General features: G+C 34.9%; 20 protein-coding genes, 1 tRNA gene, 2 pseudogenes and 1 riboswitch. Of the genes and pseudogenes, 8 read left to right on the forward strand and 15 right to left on the reverse strand.

The window, feature by feature from the left end; all coding sequences use genetic code 11:
* Positions 1-6: 6 nt before the first annotated feature.
* Positions 7-1,284, reverse strand: coding sequence for an ABC transporter permease (locus tag HMPREF2818_RS09075; protein ID WP_000594361.1), 1,278 nt, complete (start codon positions 1,282-1,284; stop codon positions 7-9).
* Between the two features lie 742 nt (positions 1,285-2,026).
* On the opposite strand from HMPREF2818_RS09075, the gene HMPREF2818_RS10065 reads away from it, so the two are divergent.
* Positions 2,027-2,188 carry a TM2 domain-containing protein gene (locus tag HMPREF2818_RS10065; protein WP_000508795.1) on the forward strand — a complete coding sequence of 54 codons (162 nt, stop codon included), beginning with the start codon at positions 2,027-2,029 and terminating at the stop codon, positions 2,186-2,188.
* 172 nt (positions 2,189-2,360) lie between these two features.
* On the opposite strand, the pseudogene HMPREF2818_RS10390 reads toward HMPREF2818_RS10065, so the two are convergent.
* Positions 2,361-3,738: pseudogene (locus HMPREF2818_RS10390) on the reverse strand (IS3 family transposase); the annotation flags it as partial.
* A gap of 5 nt (positions 3,739-3,743) precedes the next feature.
* Between HMPREF2818_RS10390 and HMPREF2818_RS10395 the strand changes: the two are divergent.
* Together HMPREF2818_RS10395 and HMPREF2818_RS10400 are read left to right on the forward strand one after the other, a co-directional pair.
* Positions 3,744-4,010 carry a hypothetical protein gene (locus HMPREF2818_RS10395; RefSeq protein ID WP_001872365.1) on the forward strand — a complete coding sequence of 89 codons (267 nt, stop codon included), beginning with the start codon at positions 3,744-3,746 and terminating at the stop codon, positions 4,008-4,010.
* A gap of 35 nt (positions 4,011-4,045) precedes the next feature.
* A pseudogene (locus tag HMPREF2818_RS10400) lies at positions 4,046-4,435 on the forward strand (site-specific integrase); the annotation flags it as partial.
* Positions 4,436-4,578: 143 nt separating this feature from the next.
* Here HMPREF2818_RS10400 and HMPREF2818_RS09100 read toward each other — a convergent pair.
* From HMPREF2818_RS09100 to add, 6 genes are all read right to left on the reverse strand, one after another.
* A tRNA-Arg gene (locus tag HMPREF2818_RS09100) sits at positions 4,579-4,650 on the reverse strand.
* Between the two features lie 110 nt (positions 4,651-4,760).
* A complete protein-coding gene (gene rplS / locus HMPREF2818_RS09105) occupies positions 4,761-5,108 on the reverse strand; it encodes a 50S ribosomal protein L19 (RefSeq protein ID WP_001068667.1) in 348 nt (115 codons plus the stop codon).
* A gap of 583 nt (positions 5,109-5,691) precedes the next feature.
* A complete protein-coding gene (locus HMPREF2818_RS09110) occupies positions 5,692-6,888 on the reverse strand; it encodes a voltage-gated chloride channel family protein (RefSeq protein ID WP_000595706.1) in 1,197 nt (398 codons plus the stop codon).
* Positions 6,881-7,156: a chorismate mutase gene (locus HMPREF2818_RS09115; RefSeq protein WP_000418127.1), complete on the reverse strand. Its 276-nt coding sequence runs from the start codon at positions 7,154-7,156 to the stop codon at positions 6,881-6,883. The genes HMPREF2818_RS09110 and HMPREF2818_RS09115 overlap by 8 nt, the downstream gene beginning before the upstream one ends.
* Positions 7,157-7,232: 76 nt before the next feature.
* On the reverse strand, positions 7,233-7,676 hold the full coding sequence (locus HMPREF2818_RS09120) for a flavodoxin (protein ID WP_001162136.1): 444 nt from the start codon (positions 7,674-7,676) through the stop codon (positions 7,233-7,235).
* Positions 7,677-7,734: 58 nt separating this feature from the next.
* Entirely contained in the window at positions 7,735-8,757 is a 1,023-nt protein-coding gene (gene add / locus HMPREF2818_RS09125) for an adenosine deaminase (RefSeq protein WP_000189639.1), read from the reverse strand.
* Between the two features lie 265 nt (positions 8,758-9,022).
* Between add and HMPREF2818_RS09130 the strand changes: the two genes are divergently transcribed.
* Both HMPREF2818_RS09130 and HMPREF2818_RS09135 read left to right on the forward strand, forming a co-directional pair.
* Positions 9,023-9,958, forward strand: a complete 936-nt coding sequence (locus tag HMPREF2818_RS09130) for a DHH family phosphoesterase (protein ID WP_000583239.1) — start codon at positions 9,023-9,025, stop codon at positions 9,956-9,958.
* A 108-nt stretch (positions 9,959-10,066) separates the two neighbouring features.
* The gene (locus HMPREF2818_RS09135; protein ID WP_000710757.1) at positions 10,067-10,327 is read left to right on the forward strand and encodes a type B 50S ribosomal protein L31; all 261 of its coding nucleotides are present in this window, start codon (positions 10,067-10,069) and stop codon (positions 10,325-10,327) included.
* Positions 10,328-10,439: 112 nt separating this feature from the next.
* On the opposite strand, the gene HMPREF2818_RS09140 is transcribed toward HMPREF2818_RS09135, so the two are convergent.
* The 5 genes from HMPREF2818_RS09140 to rapZ all read right to left on the reverse strand — a co-directional run bounded on the left by HMPREF2818_RS09140 (position 10,440) and on the right by rapZ (position 16,289).
* Positions 10,440-11,966, reverse strand: a complete 1,527-nt coding sequence (locus tag HMPREF2818_RS09140; RefSeq protein WP_001227401.1) for a zinc ABC transporter substrate-binding protein AdcA — start codon at positions 11,964-11,966, stop codon at positions 10,440-10,442.
* A gap of 141 nt (positions 11,967-12,107) precedes the next feature.
* Positions 12,108-13,505, reverse strand: coding sequence for a C69 family dipeptidase (locus HMPREF2818_RS09145; RefSeq protein WP_000752455.1), 1,398 nt, complete (start codon positions 13,503-13,505; stop codon positions 12,108-12,110).
* A gap of 14 nt (positions 13,506-13,519) precedes the next feature.
* Complete coding sequence (gene whiA / locus HMPREF2818_RS09150) at positions 13,520-14,431, reverse strand: DNA-binding protein WhiA (RefSeq protein ID WP_000011316.1); 912 nt, start codon at positions 14,429-14,431, stop codon at positions 13,520-13,522.
* A complete protein-coding gene (locus HMPREF2818_RS09155; protein WP_001231102.1) occupies positions 14,428-15,402 on the reverse strand; it encodes a YvcK family protein in 975 nt (324 codons plus the stop codon). Before HMPREF2818_RS09155 ends, whiA begins: the two co-directional genes overlap by 4 nt.
* Complete coding sequence (rapZ, locus tag HMPREF2818_RS09160; protein WP_001278846.1) at positions 15,399-16,289, reverse strand: RNase adapter RapZ; 891 nt, start codon at positions 16,287-16,289, stop codon at positions 15,399-15,401. Before rapZ ends, HMPREF2818_RS09155 begins: the two co-directional genes overlap by 4 nt.
* Positions 16,290-16,442: 153 nt before the next feature.
* On the opposite strand from rapZ, the gene HMPREF2818_RS09165 reads away from it, so the two are divergent.
* The 3 genes from HMPREF2818_RS09165 to HMPREF2818_RS09175 all read left to right on the forward strand — a co-directional run bounded on the left by HMPREF2818_RS09165 (position 16,443) and on the right by HMPREF2818_RS09175 (position 18,639).
* On the forward strand, positions 16,443-16,856 hold the full coding sequence (locus HMPREF2818_RS09165; protein WP_000965180.1) for an OsmC family protein: 414 nt from the start codon (positions 16,443-16,445) through the stop codon (positions 16,854-16,856).
* A 57-nt stretch (positions 16,857-16,913) separates the two neighbouring features.
* Positions 16,914-16,958: riboswitch (PreQ1 riboswitch) on the forward strand.
* 143 nt (positions 16,959-17,101) lie between these two features.
* Entirely contained in the window at positions 17,102-18,085 is a 984-nt protein-coding gene (locus HMPREF2818_RS09170) for a nucleoside hydrolase (RefSeq protein WP_001031097.1), read from the forward strand.
* Positions 18,082-18,639 carry an ECF transporter S component gene (locus tag HMPREF2818_RS09175; RefSeq protein WP_000167491.1) on the forward strand — a complete coding sequence of 186 codons (558 nt, stop codon included), beginning with the start codon at positions 18,082-18,084 and terminating at the stop codon, positions 18,637-18,639. The genes HMPREF2818_RS09170 and HMPREF2818_RS09175 overlap by 4 nt, the downstream gene beginning before the upstream one ends.
* Before the next feature lie 39 nt (positions 18,640-18,678).
* Here HMPREF2818_RS09175 and asnS read toward each other — a convergent pair whose 3' ends face one another.
* Together asnS and HMPREF2818_RS09185 are read right to left on the reverse strand one after the other, a co-directional pair.
* Complete coding sequence (gene asnS, locus HMPREF2818_RS09180) at positions 18,679-20,025, reverse strand: asparagine--tRNA ligase (RefSeq protein ID WP_000038470.1); 1,347 nt, start codon at positions 20,023-20,025, stop codon at positions 18,679-18,681.
* Positions 20,026-20,045: 20 nt separating this feature from the next.
* Positions 20,046-21,239: a pyridoxal phosphate-dependent aminotransferase gene (locus HMPREF2818_RS09185; RefSeq protein WP_000221826.1), complete on the reverse strand. Its 1,194-nt coding sequence runs from the start codon at positions 21,237-21,239 to the stop codon at positions 20,046-20,048.
* Between the last annotated feature and the right edge of the window lies 1 nt (position 21,240).

The raw sequence follows: 21,240 nt of genomic DNA on the forward strand, positions 1-21,240 counted from the left end.
TTGCTCCTAACTTATTTTTGATAATATTTCTTGTGGTTTCTTAAATAATATTAATGAAGAGGCCATTACAACTGATAAAACAATAATACTTATTAATATTAAATAACTTTCTGCAAGTGTTGTTATGTTTAACATAAAACTGCTTTTATTTATTAAACTTCCACCGAAAATCATTGAGTTCTCTGAGTTAATAAATCCTTCTACAATTACTTTTAATAGTAGATTCCCTAAAAATAAGGAGGATATTATACTTGGTATTGATATGAATATTAACTCAAATATAAATTGCCTTATAATTTGTATCTTAGTTGTTCCAATAGATAAAAATATACCTATTTCATAAATTCTTTCTCTTAACCATAGAATCAAGATTAATGAAAGAACAACTATTCCACCTAACATAATCGAATAAGTCATTATTTTAATTATATGTTTTATTCCACTCACTGACTCTAAAGACTCTTCGAATGCTTTATTATCTTTCTTAATAGAATACTTTGACTTATCAATTTTAAAGTCTTTCAATTTGTTTAAGGCAAGCTCTGTAGATTCTAAACTACCAGAATACATTAAAATTTTATTTGCAATTCTATTATTCTCTGATTTATTTAATATTTCTTGGCTAGTTGAATAATCTACAAAAACCATATTTTCGCTAAAATCAGATGATAATCCTGTATATGTTTCCTGTTTTTTACCAGAAAAGATTCCTATAATTTTAAATTTATGACTTTTTATTTTTCCACTTTTTTCCGTATCTAGTAATTCAAGATCAATTTCATCACCCAATTTTAGTTTGTTTTGTTTAGCAAATTCTTCATGAACAAGAATTGAATTCTTATCATTTTCTTCTATATTTTTTCCTTCTTTAAAACTAAATACTCCACTACTAAATAAAAGATTTCTTTTAGTATTACTTGTAGCTTCTAGTGAAACAACATTTTTAAATTCGTCAGATAAATCTTCTCTATTTATACTTTGCTCACCACTAACTACTTTAAGATCTTTCAATTTTGCTAATCCATCATATTGAAATATTTTTTCTTCAACCTCTTTTATTTTTTCAATATTCTTAAATTGATTAATATTAAAATATTTACCATCTTTTTTTGTAATTGATATTGAAGAATTAGAACTTTCATATAAAGCCTTTTCTATTTCATTACTTGATTTCATTATTGTTAAACATGAATACAAGCAAGAAAGAACAATTGTTAAAATAGCAAATATAATAAGTGTTCTATTTTTTTTTCTGGTAATATATGCTATAGCATTTTTTATCACTTCCTAATTACTCCTCTCTATTTTTACTCCGCAACTATTGCATCCACTGGATTAATATTTTTACATCGCCTACAACTAATGTTTTTAAAACTATTTCCATTAAAAATTTCTTCATTTGACAAACTATCTCAATGATAGAGCCGTTTATATATGAAGTTACTGAATTTCGTATCTATTTATTCAAAGGAAAATCTCAAATAACTCATTATGAAGAATGCAATACGAAATCTAATTCTCATGTTTATATAGTTTTATTATCAAAAACTACCTAATGCTCTATTGAAAAAACTAGACTTAGGGTAGCGATGATAAATAATGAACTGATGTCTGGTTAAGGAAATAGTTATTAAGCAATACAGATTTTATGATGCATACTGGCTGTTTCAATAATCATCCCGTACTTGACAGTACCTATCTAATTTTACATAAGTTCACCTCCCAATTTAGCTTACAATAAATAGACATTTAACTCTTAAAGCGAAGAATTACGTTTACTAGTAAAATTATCAATCTATAAGTTACTAGACACCAGTGACAAAATAGTGTTGCCTAAATACTAGATTACATACCTTTTATGAAACGTTTATGAAATAAAATTTTTTCCATATTATATTAATTTTTTTATTTTCAAAAGAGCTATGCTAATTTCTTTTATCCCTTACTCTAATCCATTTATATGAAATTCAGTTGTAAAAATAAAGTCTTATGCTAACATAGTAGTTTATGTTTTATTAACGTTCTTTTGGGCGGCATTGGAGCGCATAAATTTTACGCAGGAAAAATAGGCCAGGTTTTTTTATATATTATTTTTAGTATTACCTTTATTCCTGGAATTATCGACCTTATCGAAGCTTTGATGGCTCTCGGAAAACAAACTGATGAATATGGAAATATCATCGTTTAATGAAACAAAAAGCCTCACGCTCAATTTTTGGTCGAGGAGAGCGTGAGGCAAGACAGTATAAGAAATAAGCATTAAATGGCTCGTTTTCTTGTAGCTATTTTAGCAAATTTAGAAAGGTTAAGCAATCTGAACGGCTCCCTGTCAAGTAGACAGTCAAATAATAAAAGATAAGTTATGCAACCTGATTCCTGAATTCTAGAGGAGTCAGGTTGTTTAATTTTGATTGATAACGTTGTGTGTTGTAGAATTCGATATAACGTGCCACATCATTGACCAACTCATCATAAGAGTTGTATTTCTTAAGGTGGTAAGACTCAGTCTTGAAAAACCCAAAGAAACTTTCAGTTGGTGCATTATCAATACATTTGCCAATCCGGGACATGGATAAGGTCAGACCAGCTTGTTGTATGATATAACGGTATTCTTTGGAAGTATATTGACTACCTCAATCGCTATGGATGATAGGTGTGGCTCCTGGATTGAGCTCTAGCCCCTTTTTAATGGTCTTCATAACAAGTGGATTTCATTGTTGTGACTAATCTCATAAGCGATAATAGAACCGTTATACAGGTCTTTAATCGCACTGAGATAAGCTTTAGCTCCCAGACCGTATTGAAGATAGGTGACATCTGTGCACCATTTCTGGTTATGAGCTGTGGCTGTAAATTCACGATTAAGAATATTTTCTTCGTAAAATCTGTCACCAGCTTTTGTACAAGCATGGCTAACACGACGAATGACTGAACTAATCCCCAGAATGTTCATCAATCAACGAATCCGTTTCTTGTTTTAAGTTGTCCCAAGTTGACGATTAATAAATGTTGTCATACGGCGATAACCTAAGATACCATTGTAGAGTCTACGAAGTTCCTTGATTTTAGCCATTAGCTTTGTATTTTTTGTCTCAAAATCTGTTTTTTGACGATTGAGCCACTTGTAATAGCCTGAACGAGACCCCTTCAAGAGTTGGCATAAGGCCTGAATAGGCACATTAGATTCCTCATCGTAATAATTCTTGATTACTTGGAACTCCGCTAAATGCTTACCTAGTCTTACCGTCTGTTTCCTCGTTTGATGTCTTCTAACTTTTTTAGTAAACTAACCTCGATTTCTAAGAGACGATTACGTTCCTCCAATTGTTTAATCTTGAGTTAAAGTTGCTCAATCTCGGTTAAATCAGGCCTACTCTCCAACCCTTTCACACGTCTATCAACCAAACCTTGTGAGCCATTCTTCTCAAGCTTACGCACCCAAGAATAAATTTGTTGGTAGGAAACACCAAACTTCTCAATAGCTGCTTGATAGTCTTTCCCATGGGCAATGGTGTAGTTAACAATCTCTACACGTTCTTCAAATGTGGCTTGCCTTCCTTGTTTCATACGGCTATATCCTCTACTAGTGGCTTTCAAGTCTTCACCACTAGTATACCGTTTTATCCACTTTTGGAGAACAGAGCGACTTGAGATATCATACCATTTACAAATATCTCTAAGAGAGCCTTTTCCATCAAGGTAGCCTTGAACACCCTGTTCTTTAGCTAATGTGGAGTATATCAATGGCGTATTTCCGTAAACGCGACAACGGGTGGGAATATCGAATATCGTATAAACATATAATAGGAAATATATTACTTTGCAATATTACTTCCACTAAATATCAACAAGTCATAAATCATTATAGTCAAACGCATGTGCAAGATACAGTAAAGCGTTTTAACATACATGTAAAAGCCTGCGTATCCATGGCTGTTCACGAGGGATATATAGAAAAAAATTTTTGTTTATTCACTAAGGTTAAAGCAAAAAATAAGGGGCGTAAATAGAGATAAAATTTCTTGAAACCAATGAATACTTACGCTTGATAAAAATTTGTAAAGAAAAATCACAACATCAATCGTATGCAGCGTTATACCTCATCGCTAAAACTGGCATGCGCTTCGCTGAATGTTTAGGTTTAACAGTTAATGATATTGATTACACTAACAAATATTTATCAATTAATAAAACTTGGGATTATCATTTCAACCAAAGATACCTGCCAACAAAAAACAAAAGTAGTATCAGAAATATACCAATTGACAATGATACATTATTTTTTTTGCATGAATTTACAAAAAATAAAAACGACAGATTATTCGACAAACTTTCAAATAATGCAGTCAATAAAACTATCCGAAAAATAACTGGTCGCGAGGTACGAGTGCACTCTCTCAGGCATACATTTGCAAGCTATCTAATTTCCATCTCTCAAGTTTTAGATCACGAGAATTTAAATATCACTTTAGAAGTTTACGCACATCAATTACAAGAACAAAAAGATAGGAACGATAAACTTAATCAGAGAAATTTGGGGCAAAATAGCTCTAAACCGCTATTTACATGCAATGAATATGTCCCCTGCCGGAATCGAACCAGCAATTACTCCTTAGGAGGGAGTTGTTATATCCATTGAACTAAGGGGACCTAGTAAAAAAACTGCCCACAGGCAGATTTTTTACGTCTTGGTTGTCCAGTTTTAAAACATAGTTACTATCCTCAAACAACCAAGCATTTTTAAAATCTGATCATCAAAATTAACGACGGATTTCTTTAATACGTGCAGCTTTACCTTGCAATGCGCGTAAGTAGTAAAGTTTAGCACGACGTACTTTACCATAACGAACAACTTCGATTTTATCAACACGAGGAGTGTGAATTGGGAATGTACGCTCTACACCGATACCACCAGAAATTTTACGTACTGTGTACATTTCTGAGATTCCTTGACCTTTACGTGAGATAACAACACCTTCAAAGATCTGAATACGTTCGCGAGTACCTTCAACAACTTTAGCGTGAACACGTACAGTATCACCAGCACGGAACTCAGGGATATCAGAACGAAGTTGACCTTCTGTCAAACTTTGAATTAATGGATTCATTTTTATTCTCCTTCTCTTACTAATCTTAAGTACTTGTCTCAGCGGATTAGCCGTTTTTTGTGCGTCCATTACACACTCTCACAATTCTACCAAATTTTAACCTACTTGTAAAGCTATTTTATCTAGAAGAACAAGGTGTCATCCTTTAGAATAGTTATTTGTATATTATTGAAATTTGATTTACTGTTTCTAGGTTAGCTTTTTTCTGATTTTTGAGAGTTTAATTCATTTAATATTATATGATTTTTTAAACTACGTTTTCTATATTAGCTTTCGTGTCACCTGACTCTTTCCCATAAAGTTGAAATCCACATCAACTTTTTATCTTCTAATGCATTTCACCATCGCGACTTAAATGCTTGTAGACATTATCCTAACCTAAGTTCTTACACATTCAATTGGATTTTACAGTATTTTAATGACAATCATAAAATCAATTTCTTTGAAGAAAATTATATTAGCCACATAATTTTTGCATTCATAAAATTTACAAACTTCATTTTTATAAACTTTAAGAGAATAAAAAAGAGAACGGAATATTCCGTTCTATAAACTGATAAACTCTTTTAAAACTCATCACTAACTATCTAGATTGAGCACCATAAATCGTATGAGCATGTGATATGGAGTAAGCAACAAGACATACAATAACAAAATAAGGAGTGTTGGCAAAGCCAAAGACTTCGCCACCTATTAAGATAGGACCTAACAGAGTATTCGTTGCACTCCCAAAAACGCTAGTATAGCCTAAAGCAGCAACTAAAATAACTGGCAAACCTAAAATGGGCGCAATAATCACTCCTAAACTTGCTCCTATTGCAAATAAGGGAGTTACTTCTCCTCCCTGATAACCTGCAGCCAAAGTAATAACTGTCAAACACAATTTTAACAACCAATCATAATCATAAAGATTCTTATTAGTGAAGCTAGCCTCAATTAGATTTGTTCCCAGTCCTGAATATCGTCCAAAATGGAAGATAAACAATAAAAAAGTAGCTAACAATCCAAGTGTGAAAATCCGTTTATATGGGTTTAGTAACCTACTAGAAGCAATTAATTTAGCTTTAGCCAATAAATAAGCAAATAAATTGCCACACAGACCAAAACATAGTCCTAAAACCAATAATTTTAGAATAATATCTGGTGTTAACGCCATTGATGTTGCTATACTATGAGAAAATTTTTCTAAACCTAAAGAATGTGAGACGAAATTTGCTGTCAGAGCAGCAATTAAACTTGGTAATATATACGAAACCATTAAACGACCTACTACCAAAACTTCGATCGCAAAAAAAGTAGCAGCTAAAGGAGTCTGAAATAAACCAGCAAAACCTGCTGCCATTCCCATTACTAGGAAAAGTTGAGAAGCGTTTTGTAAACGGCAATATTTTTGAAAGTAGTGTGAAACGGTAGCCCCAATCTGTACAGCAACCCCCTCACGACCTGCACTACCACCAAATAAGTGGGTTAACCAAGTTGTTAATATCACGAGAGGAACAAGACGTTTCGGAATAGTCTCCTCATTACCATGACCTACTTCAAATACCAATCCCATCCCTTTAACACTCTTACCCCCAAATTTTTGATAGACAAAAACTATAAATAAACCAACAATGCTAAGAAAAGGGAGTAGGTAAGCTATATAATCACTTCTAAAGGCTGTCAGGAATAATAGAACACGTCCAAAGACTGCTGTAATAGCCCCAACCACACCACCGATTAGTAAGCTAAACCCTAAAACAAGTACGTACTGAGCATAATTATCAAATCGTTTAATCACCGTCTACAATATTCTCCTTTTGATAAACACGAGATTCTGTCATAATGTCTTTGAAAGTTGCTCGTATCACATCGTCAAATTGATGATTTTGGACTTTCTTCAATACATTGTTAAGCACTTCGTTTTCACGATTATTATCTAAAACTGGAAGTCGGTGTTTCTTTTTAAATGCTATGACCTCTAAAATTAGACCCATTCTAGTTTCTAAAAGGCTTACCAATTGCTGATCTATTTCATCTATTTCTTGACGAATCTCTTCTAATTCCATATCTATATCTCATATTCTAGTTACAAAAGATGGTAAAAAAGTTAAAAAGACGACTCGTGTTCGTCTTTTTGGTAGCTTAGTTAAGTTTAGAAGCAATTTCTTCAGCAAAAGCTTCTAAGTTTTCAATGTCTTCGTCTTCTGCCGCTAAATCAACTTTAACACAATCAGCACCTTTTTGTGCTCCTGTTAATGCGAATTGAGCCTCGAACTCATCAACAGATTTGCAGAAGTAATCATAGAAAGTATCACCTGAACCTACTACGCCGTAAACTTTACCAGATAAATCAACTTCTGCTAAATCTTCATAAAAGTCCACGATTTCATCTGGTAAATCTCCATCACCATATGTATAAGTGGCAACAATTGCAATGTCAGCATCTTCAAAATCTGCAGCATCAACCATCGTACACTCTTCTACTTCAACATCTAGACCCAAGTCACGTAATTTATCAGCAACAATGTCAGCAATTTCTTCAGTATTTCCGGTCATGCTAGCATAAACAATCTTTGCTAAAGCCATATCTTCCTCCACTTGTAAATTACCACTATTCTATCATATTTTTAAAGAATCGTGAAGATTATTTTAGATAGCTGTCATAGTTTTCTTGTAGCTTATGTAGTAAAGTATCTTTCTCTGAATCACTTGTAAAGGAGGCTTTCACAGCGTTTTGATTAAAAACAAGAAAGTCTTCTATTTTCGTTCCAAAATAAGTTACGAAAAGACTATATTCTTTCGTCAAATTTGTATCGGAAACAGTACGATTATCTGTATTAATTGTAATCTTACCTCCAGCATCATAAAGTTCTTGATAAGGAAAACTTTGAATACTTGAGGCTGCTTTCGTTTGTAAATTGCTAGTTAAACACATCTCTGCTACAGCATCTTCTTCGACAAATCGCTTTATTAAATCCCTCTGTCCTGTTAAAGCGGTCACATGTCCCATACGCTTAATCCCTAAATTTAAACTATCCGCAATATGCTTAGCACAACCACACTCACCTGCATGCAAAGTCATCGGGTAACCTGAGCGTTTTACTTCCTGAATAAGATCTACTAAACTATCTGTTGGATAGGAAAATTCATCACCTGCAAAATCAAAACCTACCAGGCCTTTGGGAGCCAAATCAACAATGTGTTTAATAATGTCCTTGGTCGTTTTATGAGACGATTGGCGCATACCGCAAACAAGAGCGCGTGCAACGATATTAAATTCTTTCTGAGCGTCTGCTAAACCTTCTAAGACTGCAAGGACTGTATCACTTGCAGTTAAACCTTTATCCATAGAGAGTTCTGGCGCAAAACGAATCTCAATATAAATAACATTTTCTAAAGCTGCCTGTCTAGCAACATCATAAGCAGCAAAACGTAATGCTTCCTTCGTTTGAAGAAGCGGTCTGATAAACTCAAACGTTTTAAGGTAATCTACTAAGCTTTCTGTTTGAGCTGGAGCTATAACATATTTTCTTAATTCTTTATCACTACTCGGCAGTATTATATCAGCCATATTAGCCAATTTTCTAATAGCTGGTAAAGAAAGTGAGCCATCTAGATGACAATGCAACTCCGCCTTAGCCAATTCTTTTAATACTGCTTGTGTCATAATTTATCTCCTATTAAAAAGCATTTTTACTATATTAACAAAAGTTAGCTAAAAAGCAATACATTTACAAAATATTATTATAAAAAAGATTATTATTTAGCAGTATCCGAATTTTATAAAAAAATAACATATCATCATATAAAAATAAACAAACATTGTGACCGCTATCTTAATTTCTTTCCTCAATAAAAGATTTAAGCTATAATATAGTCAACGATATAGCCTTGTTCTTCACTAAAAGACAAAACAGTTAGGTAGGTAAAAAATGATTATTTTTCAACAAATTCTTGATAAAATCAAAGAGTACGACACCATCATTATCCATCGACATATGAGACCAGACCCTGATGCTCTTGGTAGCCAAATCGGCTTAAGGGATATCATCAGGCATAATTTCCCAAAGAAAAAAGTACTTGCTACTGGTTTTGACGAACCCACACTCACTTGGATTGCTAAAATGGATCAAGTGACCGACCAAGACTATCAAGGCGCTCTTGTTATTGTTACAGATACAGCAAATACCCCACGCATTGATGATGAACGTTATAAAAAAGGTGACTTTTTAATTAAAATTGACCATCATCCAAACGATGAAATCTATGGAGATCTCTCTTATGTAGATACTAACGCCTCTAGTGCAAGTGAAATTGTGACAGACTTTGCTCTTTCTTGTGATTTGTTGTTATCAACAAGTGCAGCAAGAGTTCTATATAATGGTATTGTAGGAGATACAGGACGCTTTTTATATCCTGCTACCACAAGTAAAACACTGAAGATTGCTAGCAAGCTTCGTGAATTTGACTTTGATTTTTCTGCAATGGCACGTCAAATGGATTCCTTTCCTTTCAAAATTGCAAAATTACAAGGCTTCATTTTTGAACAACTTAAAATTGACAAGAACGGCGCTGCATGCGTTACTTTAACACAAGAAGACTTAAAACGCTTTGATGTAACAGATGCAGAGACTGCTGCAATCGTTGGTGTACCTGGAAAAATTGATATTGTAGAAAGTTGGGCAATTTTCGTTGAACAAAGCGATGGGCATTATCGTGTGCGCCTACGTAGTAAGTCACACATCATTAATGAAATAGCTAAACGTCATAATGGTGGCGGACATCCTTTAGCCAGTGGAGCTAATTCTTATAGTTTGGAAGAGAATCAAGCTATTTACCAAGAAATCCAGGAAGTACTTTCTTTATAATTTTACTTTTTTTATCAAAACACTTGTCAAGGCTATTCTTATTTGATAGAATAGAGTAGTTAATAACTATGACTCAGACGAGTTATGGCAGAAAGGAAATTTTTAAAGATGAAAAAAGACATCCATCCAGATTATCGTCCAGTTGTTTTCTTAGATACAACTACAGGTTACAAATTCCTTAGTGGTTCAACTAAATCAACTAAAGAAACAGTAGAATTCGAAGGTGAAACTTACCCACTTATCCGTGTGGAAATCTCATCAGATTCACATCCATTCTATACAGGACGTCAAAAATTCACTCAAGCAGATGGACGTGTGGACCGTTTCAACAAAAAATATGGTCTCAAAGACGCAAACGCTGCTCAATAAGCATAGCATTAATTTTAAAAGCACTTCTATTAGAAGTGCTTTTTTCTATGTTTGAGCCTATCACGTACGAAGAAAAAAAGATGATATCGTATCCGATATCATCTTTCAAATATTAATGAGACATAAGGTCTTGGGCAACTTCACGTCCAGACATTTTAGCTGGGAAGTATGTTGGCCAGTTTTCCATTTCCTCAAATAATTTTTCTTGGCTTTCTGAACCCCAGAAGATATGGAAGTGTTCAGCTTTATTCGGTTTAATACCATGGTCACTAAATTGGATATATTTGAATTGACCAGCATCTTTTTCCTTAGCTTCAAAGAGATAACGTACTCCACGATTACCTTTTTTATAAGTTAAGATTTTGTAACCTGCATATTTGTATGTAAATGTTTGTGATTTACCATTACGTACAAAGGTCATTTGATGTTTTTTACCATCAATCTTGATTGATTCTACGTCAGTCTTGTAACCTGCTGTATAATATTTTTTGTACTCTGCAGCAGTCATATCTTTTTTAGATTTAGCTTTGTAATCCCAAACTGGATCAAGTGTTCCATCTTGAAGAAGAGGATATACTGATTGCCAATTACCAGAGTAATCTGTCAATTTACGGTCTTTAACATCTTTAGTTTTAAAGTAACCTGTTTCAACTGTTTTAGTTTTATCTTCTTCAGGAGCTACTTCTTTACCTGCAACATCTGTTGTCTTTTTAAGAACTTTCAAATTACGTCTCATAACTGAGAAGTAATCTTCGCCAGCTGCCATTTCTTTTTTAGAAAGTCCTTCAAGTGGACTAAGCACAGCTGTTTTCACGCCAACTTCATCTGCTAAAGTTTTAGCAACTTTATTTGAAGCATTTTCTTCAAAATAAATGTAGTTGATGTTATATTTCTTGATGTATTTAGCTAATTCGCCTAAACGTTTTGATGAAGGTTCTGCATCTGGAGTAAGACCAGCAATTGGAACTTGATTTAAACCGTAATCAAGCGCCATGTAACCAAACGCTGCGTGTTGAGTCACAAAACTCTTTTGTTTAGCATTTGACAAACCATTTTTGTATTCTTTGTCAAGCTCTTTTAATTTTGCAATGTAAGCATCTGCATTTTTGTTAAATGAAGCTGCATCTTTTGGATAAGCTTTGACAAATTTATTACGGATGTTTTCTACAACAGAAATCGCACGTTCTGGAGACAACCATACGTGTGGGTCAAGTTCATGATGATGCCCTTCATGACCATGTCCTTCATGTTCATGATCTTCACCTTCTTCTTCGACGCCTTTAGTAAGTAACATATCGCCAGTACCTTTAATAGTTGTTACTTTTTTGGATTTAACTGACTTAGCTACTTTTGGAGCCCAAGTTTCCATGTTATCATCCATGTAAACAAAAGCATTTGAATCTTGGATGGCAGCGATGTTTTTAGTTGATGGTTCAAAATCATGCGGCTCTGTACCTGCTTTAATTAACATAGATACATCAGCTTTATCACCAACGACATTTTTTGTAAACTCATAAACTGGGTAAAAAGTTGTTACCACTTTAAGTTTACTATCAGCCCAAACTTGTTTAACTTGAACAAGTTGCCAAGCTGCAAACATAGCTACAAAGCTCATCAATAAAAGAAATTTCTTTCTCATTTTTTCTCCTTTTTATTTAACCCGTTATTTACCGGTTAATATTTTACTAGTAAAGTATAGCACGATATTTTTTTTTTGCAAGTTTTATATACTTATGCAAGCGTTTTTATCTTAAAAAACCCGGAAAATATTCCGAGTTTTTTAATCTCCCATTGAAAAGCGATTTGTCATTAAATTACTTGCATCAAATAGAATACGATTTAACAATTCTTGGCTTTCTTTTTGAATATAGTCACTCATCTCTTGATTTTTCTGTTGAAAATCAATCTCTTTATTCTCAGCAACTTCTCTATCAATACCGTTAATATGTGCATGTCCTTGGGCCATCGTTCTCTCGATATAGCTTTCAATATCAGCTTCATGTTGATAAAAGTGTGGATCTGCTAGAGCTGCAATTAAACGATTGGTCCAATAAAAATTATCTGTTGAAGCATCCTTGGTTGTATTCGAAAAATAGTCTGGTACAGTCTCAACTTGTGTAAACAACGGCACCATGGTTGCAAATGGCATAGAGCCATAAGATAACCATTGAACACCTGTCGTTTCAAGTGATTTATTTGGTCGTAATTGTAGAATAGACGTTTGACTAGTTCGGTTGATACCAACTGAACGAAAAGCTCTCCTACTTACCGCATCCCCTTCTGGTCCATATGGGTCATACACACTGTCTTGATAATGATCACTCAACACATATTTAATATCCTCAACAGTAATTTTTCGGTAAGGTTTTTGACACCAGGGAATAAACAAGCTACGTGGATCCTGTTCAATTTCAGGATTTAAAAAACGCTGCATTGCCCAACTTCTTGGTGTGTTGTAATGACGATCTTTATCACGTTGGCTACCAAAAGCATATCGAGGATTGAAATGCTCATTAGAATAGGTCAAATCTAAATGGTATTGTTCGATAAACTCTTTCAAATCACTAGAGCACATGTAGTCATCACAGTTATTAAATTCAAAATGATCAATTCCTAGTTGGTTAGGATTAGTAACATAAACATCATCAGGTACGCGACGAGCAATCCAATGATGCCCACCAATTGTTTCTAACCACCATATTTCTTCGGTATCTGAAAAAGCAATACCATTTGATTCATAGGTTCCATATTTTTCCAAAATAGCACCTAAACGCTCCACACCTTCTCGCGCTGACTGAATATAGGGAAGCACTAAAGTGAGTATATCCTCTTCCCCTATACCATCTGAAACCAAAGGATCTGCACCCAAAACGCGGGAATTCGTTGTAATAGTTTCTGTAGCACTCATCGCTACATTTTTACTGTTAATACCGGCTTCACCCCATATACCATCTTTTCCCAATGCGTCCGGTACTGAAGTATAAGGAAGTGGGTTATCTGGTAAATCTACTTCAAAATTTGATAAAACTGATTTGTAATGACGCGGTTGATCTTTAGATGTCATTACCTTTAATTTTTTGGGTGTGAAATCGCCATTAACAGAGTCTTCCGTTCTAGCGATCATAGTCGAACCATCATAAGAAGCCTTTTTACCAACCAATATTGTTGTACAAGCCATGCTAATATCTCCTTCTATAATTCATCTGCAATTTTATTTATTTTCCGTAAGCGATGGTTAACGCCACTCTTACTCAGAGGCGTTTCTAAACTGTCTGCTATTTGTTGAATAGAGTAATCTGGATGAGCCACACGCACCTGAGCTACTTGTCTTAAATCACTAGGCAGTGCATCAAAACCAATAGTATCCATAATCTTGATAATATTATTGATAGTCTTCATACTAGCTGTGATTGTTCTAGCAATATTAGCTGTTTCAACGTTGTTAGCACGGTTAATATCATTACGTGTCTCACGTATCATTTTAATCTCTTCAAAAGCATCTCTAGCTTCCATGGCATCAATGACTATCAAGAAATCCATAATATCTTCTGCTTTTTGCAAATAAGTTACTGCTCCATGTTTATGTTCAATAACCTTTGCATCTAACATAAATTTTTTCATAAGATTAGCTAAGTCTTGTGCATGGTCTAGATAAACAGAAAAAATTTCTAGTTGATATTTTCCAGAATCAGGTTCTCTAACAGTACCCGTTGATAAGAATGCTCCCCTGAGATAAGCTCTTCCATTTTCATCATTGTCCAATATAGAGTGTTCAATACCAGTTTCAATACCAAAAAAAGCATCAGCCAACTTCAAATCAGCAAGAATAACATCAACTTTTTCTTCAATAAAAACAGTATACACACGATTCTTTCGTAAGTTCGTTTTTTGATGGTATTTGATTTCTGGCTGCAAATGATAATGTTCTTCTAACATGCTATAAATATGACGAGCAATTTTAGCATTTTCTGTGGTAATAGAAAGGTTGAGGCCGTGGTTAGCTAATCCTAAACTACCTGACATTTTGATAATAGCTGACAGTTCCATCTTATTTTCACTCTTATGACCTAGCAACTCTTCTTTGACTTTTACTGTAAAACTCATAAATGTGTTCCTACTAAATTCATTAGTTCCTCAACAACGAAGTCACCATGATGGAAGGCTCCACCTTTTTCTAATTTTAAAAAGTTAGACGAGATGACACGTCTGGCATGTTTTCTAAGCCCTGAAAAATCATGTTCAACCTGTACCAAATACTCATCAAAATGATTGTTTTCCATATAAGACTCTGGCACTTTTTCAATATTAACCAAAACTGTATCGATAGCATCTTGTCCTAAATGACGTTTCAATACTTCAACGTGGTCTGCGTCTGTAAAATGCTCAGTTTCACCACGTTGTGTCATAATATTGCATACATAAGCTACCTCTGCCCGAGTTTCTAAAAGAGCTTGTTTAATCTCTGGAATAACTAGGTTAGGTAAAATAGAGGTGAAAAGTGACCCTGGACCCAACACAATCATATCACTTTCTAAAATTGCATCAACAACTTTGCGGCTGGCCGTAGGAGTCTCTTCATTATAAGTATTAGTGACATACACATGGTCAATCATGCCTTTATAATCGGCTATTTGACTCTCTCCAACCACTTCATGGCCATCTTTAAAAACAGCATGCAGAGTGAGCGGATGTTCACTAGATGGATATATCTTTCCTGTTGTATGAAAGAACTGTGTTAAACTCTGCATAGCGTTATAAGTTGAACCTTGCATTTCAGCAACACCAGCAATAATAAGATTTCCTAAAGGATGACCTGCAAAATCTCCATCACCTTCTGCAAAACGATATTGGAAAATTTGTTCGTAAAACTTCGGCATATCACTCAAGGCAACCAAAACATTTCTTAGATCTCCTGGTGGTGTTAGTTGCATAACTGAGCGCAACTCACCTGACGAACCACCATCATCTGCAACCGTGACAACCGCTGTAATCTCAACATCTTCTAAGCGAAGACTTTTCAAAATAACTGGAATTCCCGTTCCTCCGCCGATAACGGTTATTTTAGGTTTTCTCATGAACGATTTACCGTCTCCTTACGCTTATTTTTATCACGATGGCTTTCATTAACTGTCCAATCTGCTTTTAAATCTTCTGATAATCTATGAGCAAAAGCGGTGCTACGATGTTGCCCACCTGTACATCCGATTGCCACAGTCAAAACAGATTTCCCTTCATTTTGATAGCCTGGTAAGATTGGCTTTATTAAGGCAAGAAGATGGTCATAAAAATCATCTGATTCATCAAAACTCATGACATAGTCATAAACCTCAGTATCTAAACCTGTCTTATCTCTTAATTCTGGTTTATAGTATGGATTTGGTAAAAAACGCACATCGAATACTAAATCCGCATCCAAAGGTATACCATATTTAAAACCAAAACTCATAACTTCGATACGAAAAGAACTTTGACTATCTTGATTTGAGAATTCTTCAGAAATGACCTTACGTAGTTGTCTTGGTGTTAATTCACTAGTGTCCACAACGTTCTGACTCATACTTTTAAGCGGTGCTAATAGTTCTCTCTCTAGAGAAATACCATCTAACACTCTGCCGTCGGCAGCAAGAGGGTGGCTACGACGTGTCTCTTTATATCGTGACACTAGCTCGGTGTCAGTAGCATCTAAAAATAGAATCTTAAAGTTAATATTATCATTAATTTCAAGGCTATCCAAAATAGAGTTAATTTCTCTAAAGAAAAGACGACTACGCATGTCAACTACCATAGCAATCTTGCTTGTATCTCCTGATTGTGCTGCTAATTCTAAAAACTTAGGCACTAGAGTAGGCGGCATATTATCTATTGTAAAATATCCTAAATCTTCAAATGACTGAATAGCCACTGTCTTTCCTGCCCCACTCATACCTGTTACAATCACAAGTTTGATTTGTTCGTCTGACATTACGATTACCTCTTTCTCTTATGTTTTATGCCATTATACCACAAATGGCTAGCAATTAGGATTTTACTTCAGAGGAAAAGAAACTCATTCTAAATAGTAAAATCTTGTCGGAATGCTCCCAAATTTGGTAAACTAGACCCAAAGGAGTTTATTATGCTTTATGAAGTAACCTCATCAAACACTCAAGGCGTTGATGGAAAAGTTTATCTCTCCAATGGAAAAATTGTGGAGACCAATCACCCTTTAAATCATTTACCAGGATTTAATCCTGAGGAATTAATTGCTTTAGCATGGTCAACATGTTTAAATGCAACTATAAAAGCTATTTTAGAACAAAAAGGATTCAAAGACCTAAAATCTCGCGTTGATGTTACTTGCCAGCTCATGAAGGAAAAGCAAGTAGGTAAGGGATTTTATTTCCAAGTTAACGCTGTTGCTAGTATTGAAAAACTGTCATTATCTGATAGTAAGCTAATCGTTAACAAAGCACACAGCAGATGTCCGATTTCAAAATTAATTTCAAATGCTAAAACAATCAATCTAGACACTGTTAAATGGTCAGTTTGAATCTTTACAAGTTAGTGCTTTCATATTATAATAAAACACGTGCATAATCGAGTATTTCTCGGACTGGTTCGAAAACTTCCCAGAATAAAAAACTAAGTGACTGAAAATATGATTGAATTTAGAAAACTAAATTCATTTTTTCGTGTGATCTTGGTAACTGCCAAGATCTTTTTTATTGCCATGACTATTGTTAATAGTTTCATAAAAGCATAGAACATTCACTAATATTAAAAGAAAGGAGACAAATGAATAAAGAAAAAATTATTATCGATTGCGATCCCGGTATTGATGATACCTTAGCACTGATGTATGCTATTCAGCATCCTAAGTTAGAAGTTGTTGCTATTACTATAACAGCAGGCAATTCGCCTGTTGAGCTAGGACTAAAGAATACCTTTGTAACGCTTGAATTACTAAACCGTCACGACATTCCAGTTTATGTTGGTGATAACTTGCCTTTACAACGTGAATTTGTATCTGCTCAGGATACTCATGGAATGGATGGCCTTGGAGAGAATAACTTTACATTGGCGCAACCAATTATCTTTCAAGAAGAATCAGCAGATTGTTTTTTAGCAAACTATTTTGAACACAAAAATGATACTTCTATTATAGCTCTCGGACCTCTGACCAATATCGCTCGAGCCTTACAAACTAATCCCAAATTAGGCAAACATTGCAAGCGATTTATTAGCATGGGAGGAAGTTTTAAATCACATGGCAATTGTTCTCCAGTTGCTGAATACAACTATTGGTGTGATCCTCATGCTGCACAATATGTATTTGAAAACCTTGACAAAAAAATAGAGATGGTTGGACTAGACATCACACGTCATATTGTATTAACCCCCAATCATTTATCTTATATGGAGCGTATTAATCCAGACGTATCAAGTTTTATCCAAAAAATCACAAAGTTCTACTTCGATTTTCACTGGCAATATGAGCATATTATTGGATGTGTGATAAATGATCCTTTAGCTATTGCTTACTTTGTTAATGAAAATATCGCTACTGGTTTTGATAGCTATACCGATGTTGCTTGTCACGGAATCGCCATGGGACAAACAATTGTAGATCAGTATCATTTTTATAAAAAAGATGCTAACAGTAAGATTTTAACCTCAGTCAATACTAATTTATTTTGGAATGATTTTATGACCGTCCTATTACATGCACAAAATTCAGTCATCATTGAAGACTTAGAAATGTTAGGACTTAACAAATGACAAAATCACCTGCTCGTTTAATTTCATTTATCTCAATCGCTATCGCCATCAACCTTGTTGGGGCTAATTTAGCTCTATTTTTACGCCTACCTATCTATCTAGATACTATAGGTACATTGTTAATAGCAGTTATCCTGGGACCATGGTACGCTGCCAGCACTGCTTTTCTCAGTGCACTCATCAATTGGATGACTACTGATATTTTTTCACTTTATTATTCACCAGTCGCCATCGTGGTTGCTATCATTACGGGTATCTTGATTAAAAGGAATTGTAAACCCTCTAGCCTATTGTGGAAATCACTGATTATTTCTTTACCAGGAACTATTATTGCTTCAGTTATAACAGTTATCCTTTTTAAAGGAATTACCTCTAGTGGCTCAAGTATTATAGCACAATTCTTACATGGAATTGGATTAGACATGACAAGTAGTTTGATACTTGTTCAAGTTGGAACAGATTATATGGATCGACTAATCAGTCTTATCCTTGTCTTTTCGACAATCACATTGTTAAAAAAACATAGTCCCAATTTAATTAACCAACGATTCTAAAGACCATAATAAAAAAGCGCACTAGCTAGCGCTTTTTTATTATGGTTTGATACGATGTAACATACGTGGGAATGGAATAGCTTCGCGAATATGTTTGGTACCAGCAACAAAAGTTACCATACGTTCAATACCTATACCAAAACCGCCATGAGGAACAGAGCCGTATTTACGAAGGTCAAGGTAAAAGTCGTATTCTGATTTATCCATACCTAGTTCATCCATTTTAGCCACAAGAGCATCGTAGTCGTCTTCACGCATTGAGCCGCCAATGATCTCTCCATAACCTTCTGGAGCTAGAAGATCAGCACAAAGAACGCGTTCTGGATTTCCAGGAACTGGTTTCATATAAAATGCTTTAAAGCTTGCTGGGTAATTCACTACAAATGTCGGCACTCCAAAGTAATTAGAAATCCAAGTTTCATGTGGTGAACCAAAGTCATCACCATGCTCTAAATGTTCATAATCTGTATCTTCATCTGCTTCATGCTCTTGAAGAAGTGTAATAGCATCATCATAAGAAACACGCTTGAATGGCTCTGCGATATAACGTTTGAGAGCCTCAACATCACGTTCTAAAATATCAAGTGCTTGAGGCGCACGATCTAGAACGCCTTGGATCAATGCTTTAACATAAGCTTCTTGGAGGTCAAGTGATTCCTCATGTGACAAGAAAGAATACTCAGCATCCATCATCCAAAATTCTGTTAAATGGCGACGTGTTTTAGATTTTTCAGCACGAAAGACTGGACCAAAGTCGAAAACTCGGCCTAGAGCCATTGCTCCAGCTTCAAGGTATAATTGACCAGATTGGCTAAGAAATGCTGGTTTCCCAAAATAGTCTGTTTCAAATAACTCTGTTGAATCTTCTGCTGCATTTTCTGATAAAATTGGGCTATCAAATTTGATAAAACCATTTTGGTCAAAGAATTCATAAGTTGAATAAATAATAGCGTTACGAATTTGCATAACAGCCATTTGTTTACGAGAACGCAACCAAAGATGACGGTTGTCCATCAAGAAGTCTGTCCCATGCTCTTTAGGAGTTATAGGATATTCATGTGACTCTCCAATGACTTCAAGGTCAGTAATATCAAGCTCATAGCCAAATTTTGAACGTTCATCCTCTTTAACAATCCCTGTTACATAAACAGATGTTTCTTGGTTGAGACGTTTAATAACGTCAAATTTTTCAAGACCTGATTCTTCACCATATTTTTCAATGAAGTTTGGTTTAAAAGCGACACCTTGGAAAAAGGCAGAACCATCGCGCAACTGTACAAACGCAATCTTACCTTTACCTGATTTGTTAGCAACCCAAGCACCAATAGTAACTTCTTGACCAACATAATCTTTAACATCAACAATTGAAATAAGTTTTTTTGACATAAGTTTCTCTCTATTTTTATTTAATTAATTTCATTACTTCCCATAAAGACATGCAGTCTACGAACAGCTTCTTTAAGGGTTTCAAGATCTGTAGCATAACTCAGACGAACATTTTCCGGCGCTCCAAAACCAGCACCCGTTACTAAAGCAAGTCCAACTTCTTCAAGAATGGCATCCGTGAATGCTGTAACATCCGTATATCCTTTCATTTCCATTGCTTTTGTAACATTTGGGAAAAGATAAAAAGCACCTTGTGGTTTAACAACCTCAAACCCAGGGACCTGACACAACAATGGATAAATGATATTAAGGCGTTCTTCAAATGCTAGCCTCATTTTTTCAAATGACTCTTGAGAACCATTTAAAGCCTCAATAGTAGCATACTGTGAGACAGCCGTAAGGTTAGAAGTTGTTTGACTGACTACTTTAGACATTGCCGCTATAATATCATGATTACCCACTGCAAAACCAACACGCCAACCTGTCATCGCATAAGTCTTAGAAACTCCATTTATGACTATCGTTTGGTTTCGAATAGACTCTGAAAGGCTTGAAATAGGGGTAAAAATATTGCCATTGTAAACCAATCGACCGTAAATATCATCTGCTAAAATTAGGATATCATGTTCGACTGCCCAATTTCCAATAGCCTCCAACTCCTCAGCTTTATAAATCATACCTGTAGGATTTGATGGACTATTAAGAAGTATGACTTTTGTCTTATCAGTCCTAACAGCTTCTAACTGTTCCACAGTTACTTTGAAGTGATTAACTTCTTTTGCTGTGACAAAAACTGGCTTACCTTCAGCCATCTTAATCTGATCAGCATAAGATACCCAATAAGGAGTCGGAATAATTACTTCATCACCGGGATTCAGTACTGTCATAAAGAAAGTATAAAGGATAAACTTAGCACCAGTTCCCACAACCACCTGATTAGGTTTAAGGGAGTAGCCATAAAAACGTTCAAAATACGCATTAATTGCTGACTTCAACTCCGGCAAACCACTTGATGGTGTGTAAAAACTTGCACGTCCATCTGTTATAGCCTCAATAGCCGCTTGCTGAATGTTTTTAGGAGTAGCAAAGTCAGGCTCCCCTAAAGTTAAACTAAGAATATCTCTTCCTTGTACTCTGAGTTCTCTTGCTTTAGCTCCCGCAGCTAAAGTAACACTCTCTTCCATATTGAGTACACGTTCTGACAAATAGGTCATT

This window comes from Streptococcus sp. HMSC076H09 (genome assembly GCF_001811765.1).
GTDB classification, from domain to species: Bacteria; Bacillota; Bacilli; order Lactobacillales; family Streptococcaceae; genus Streptococcus; species Streptococcus agalactiae.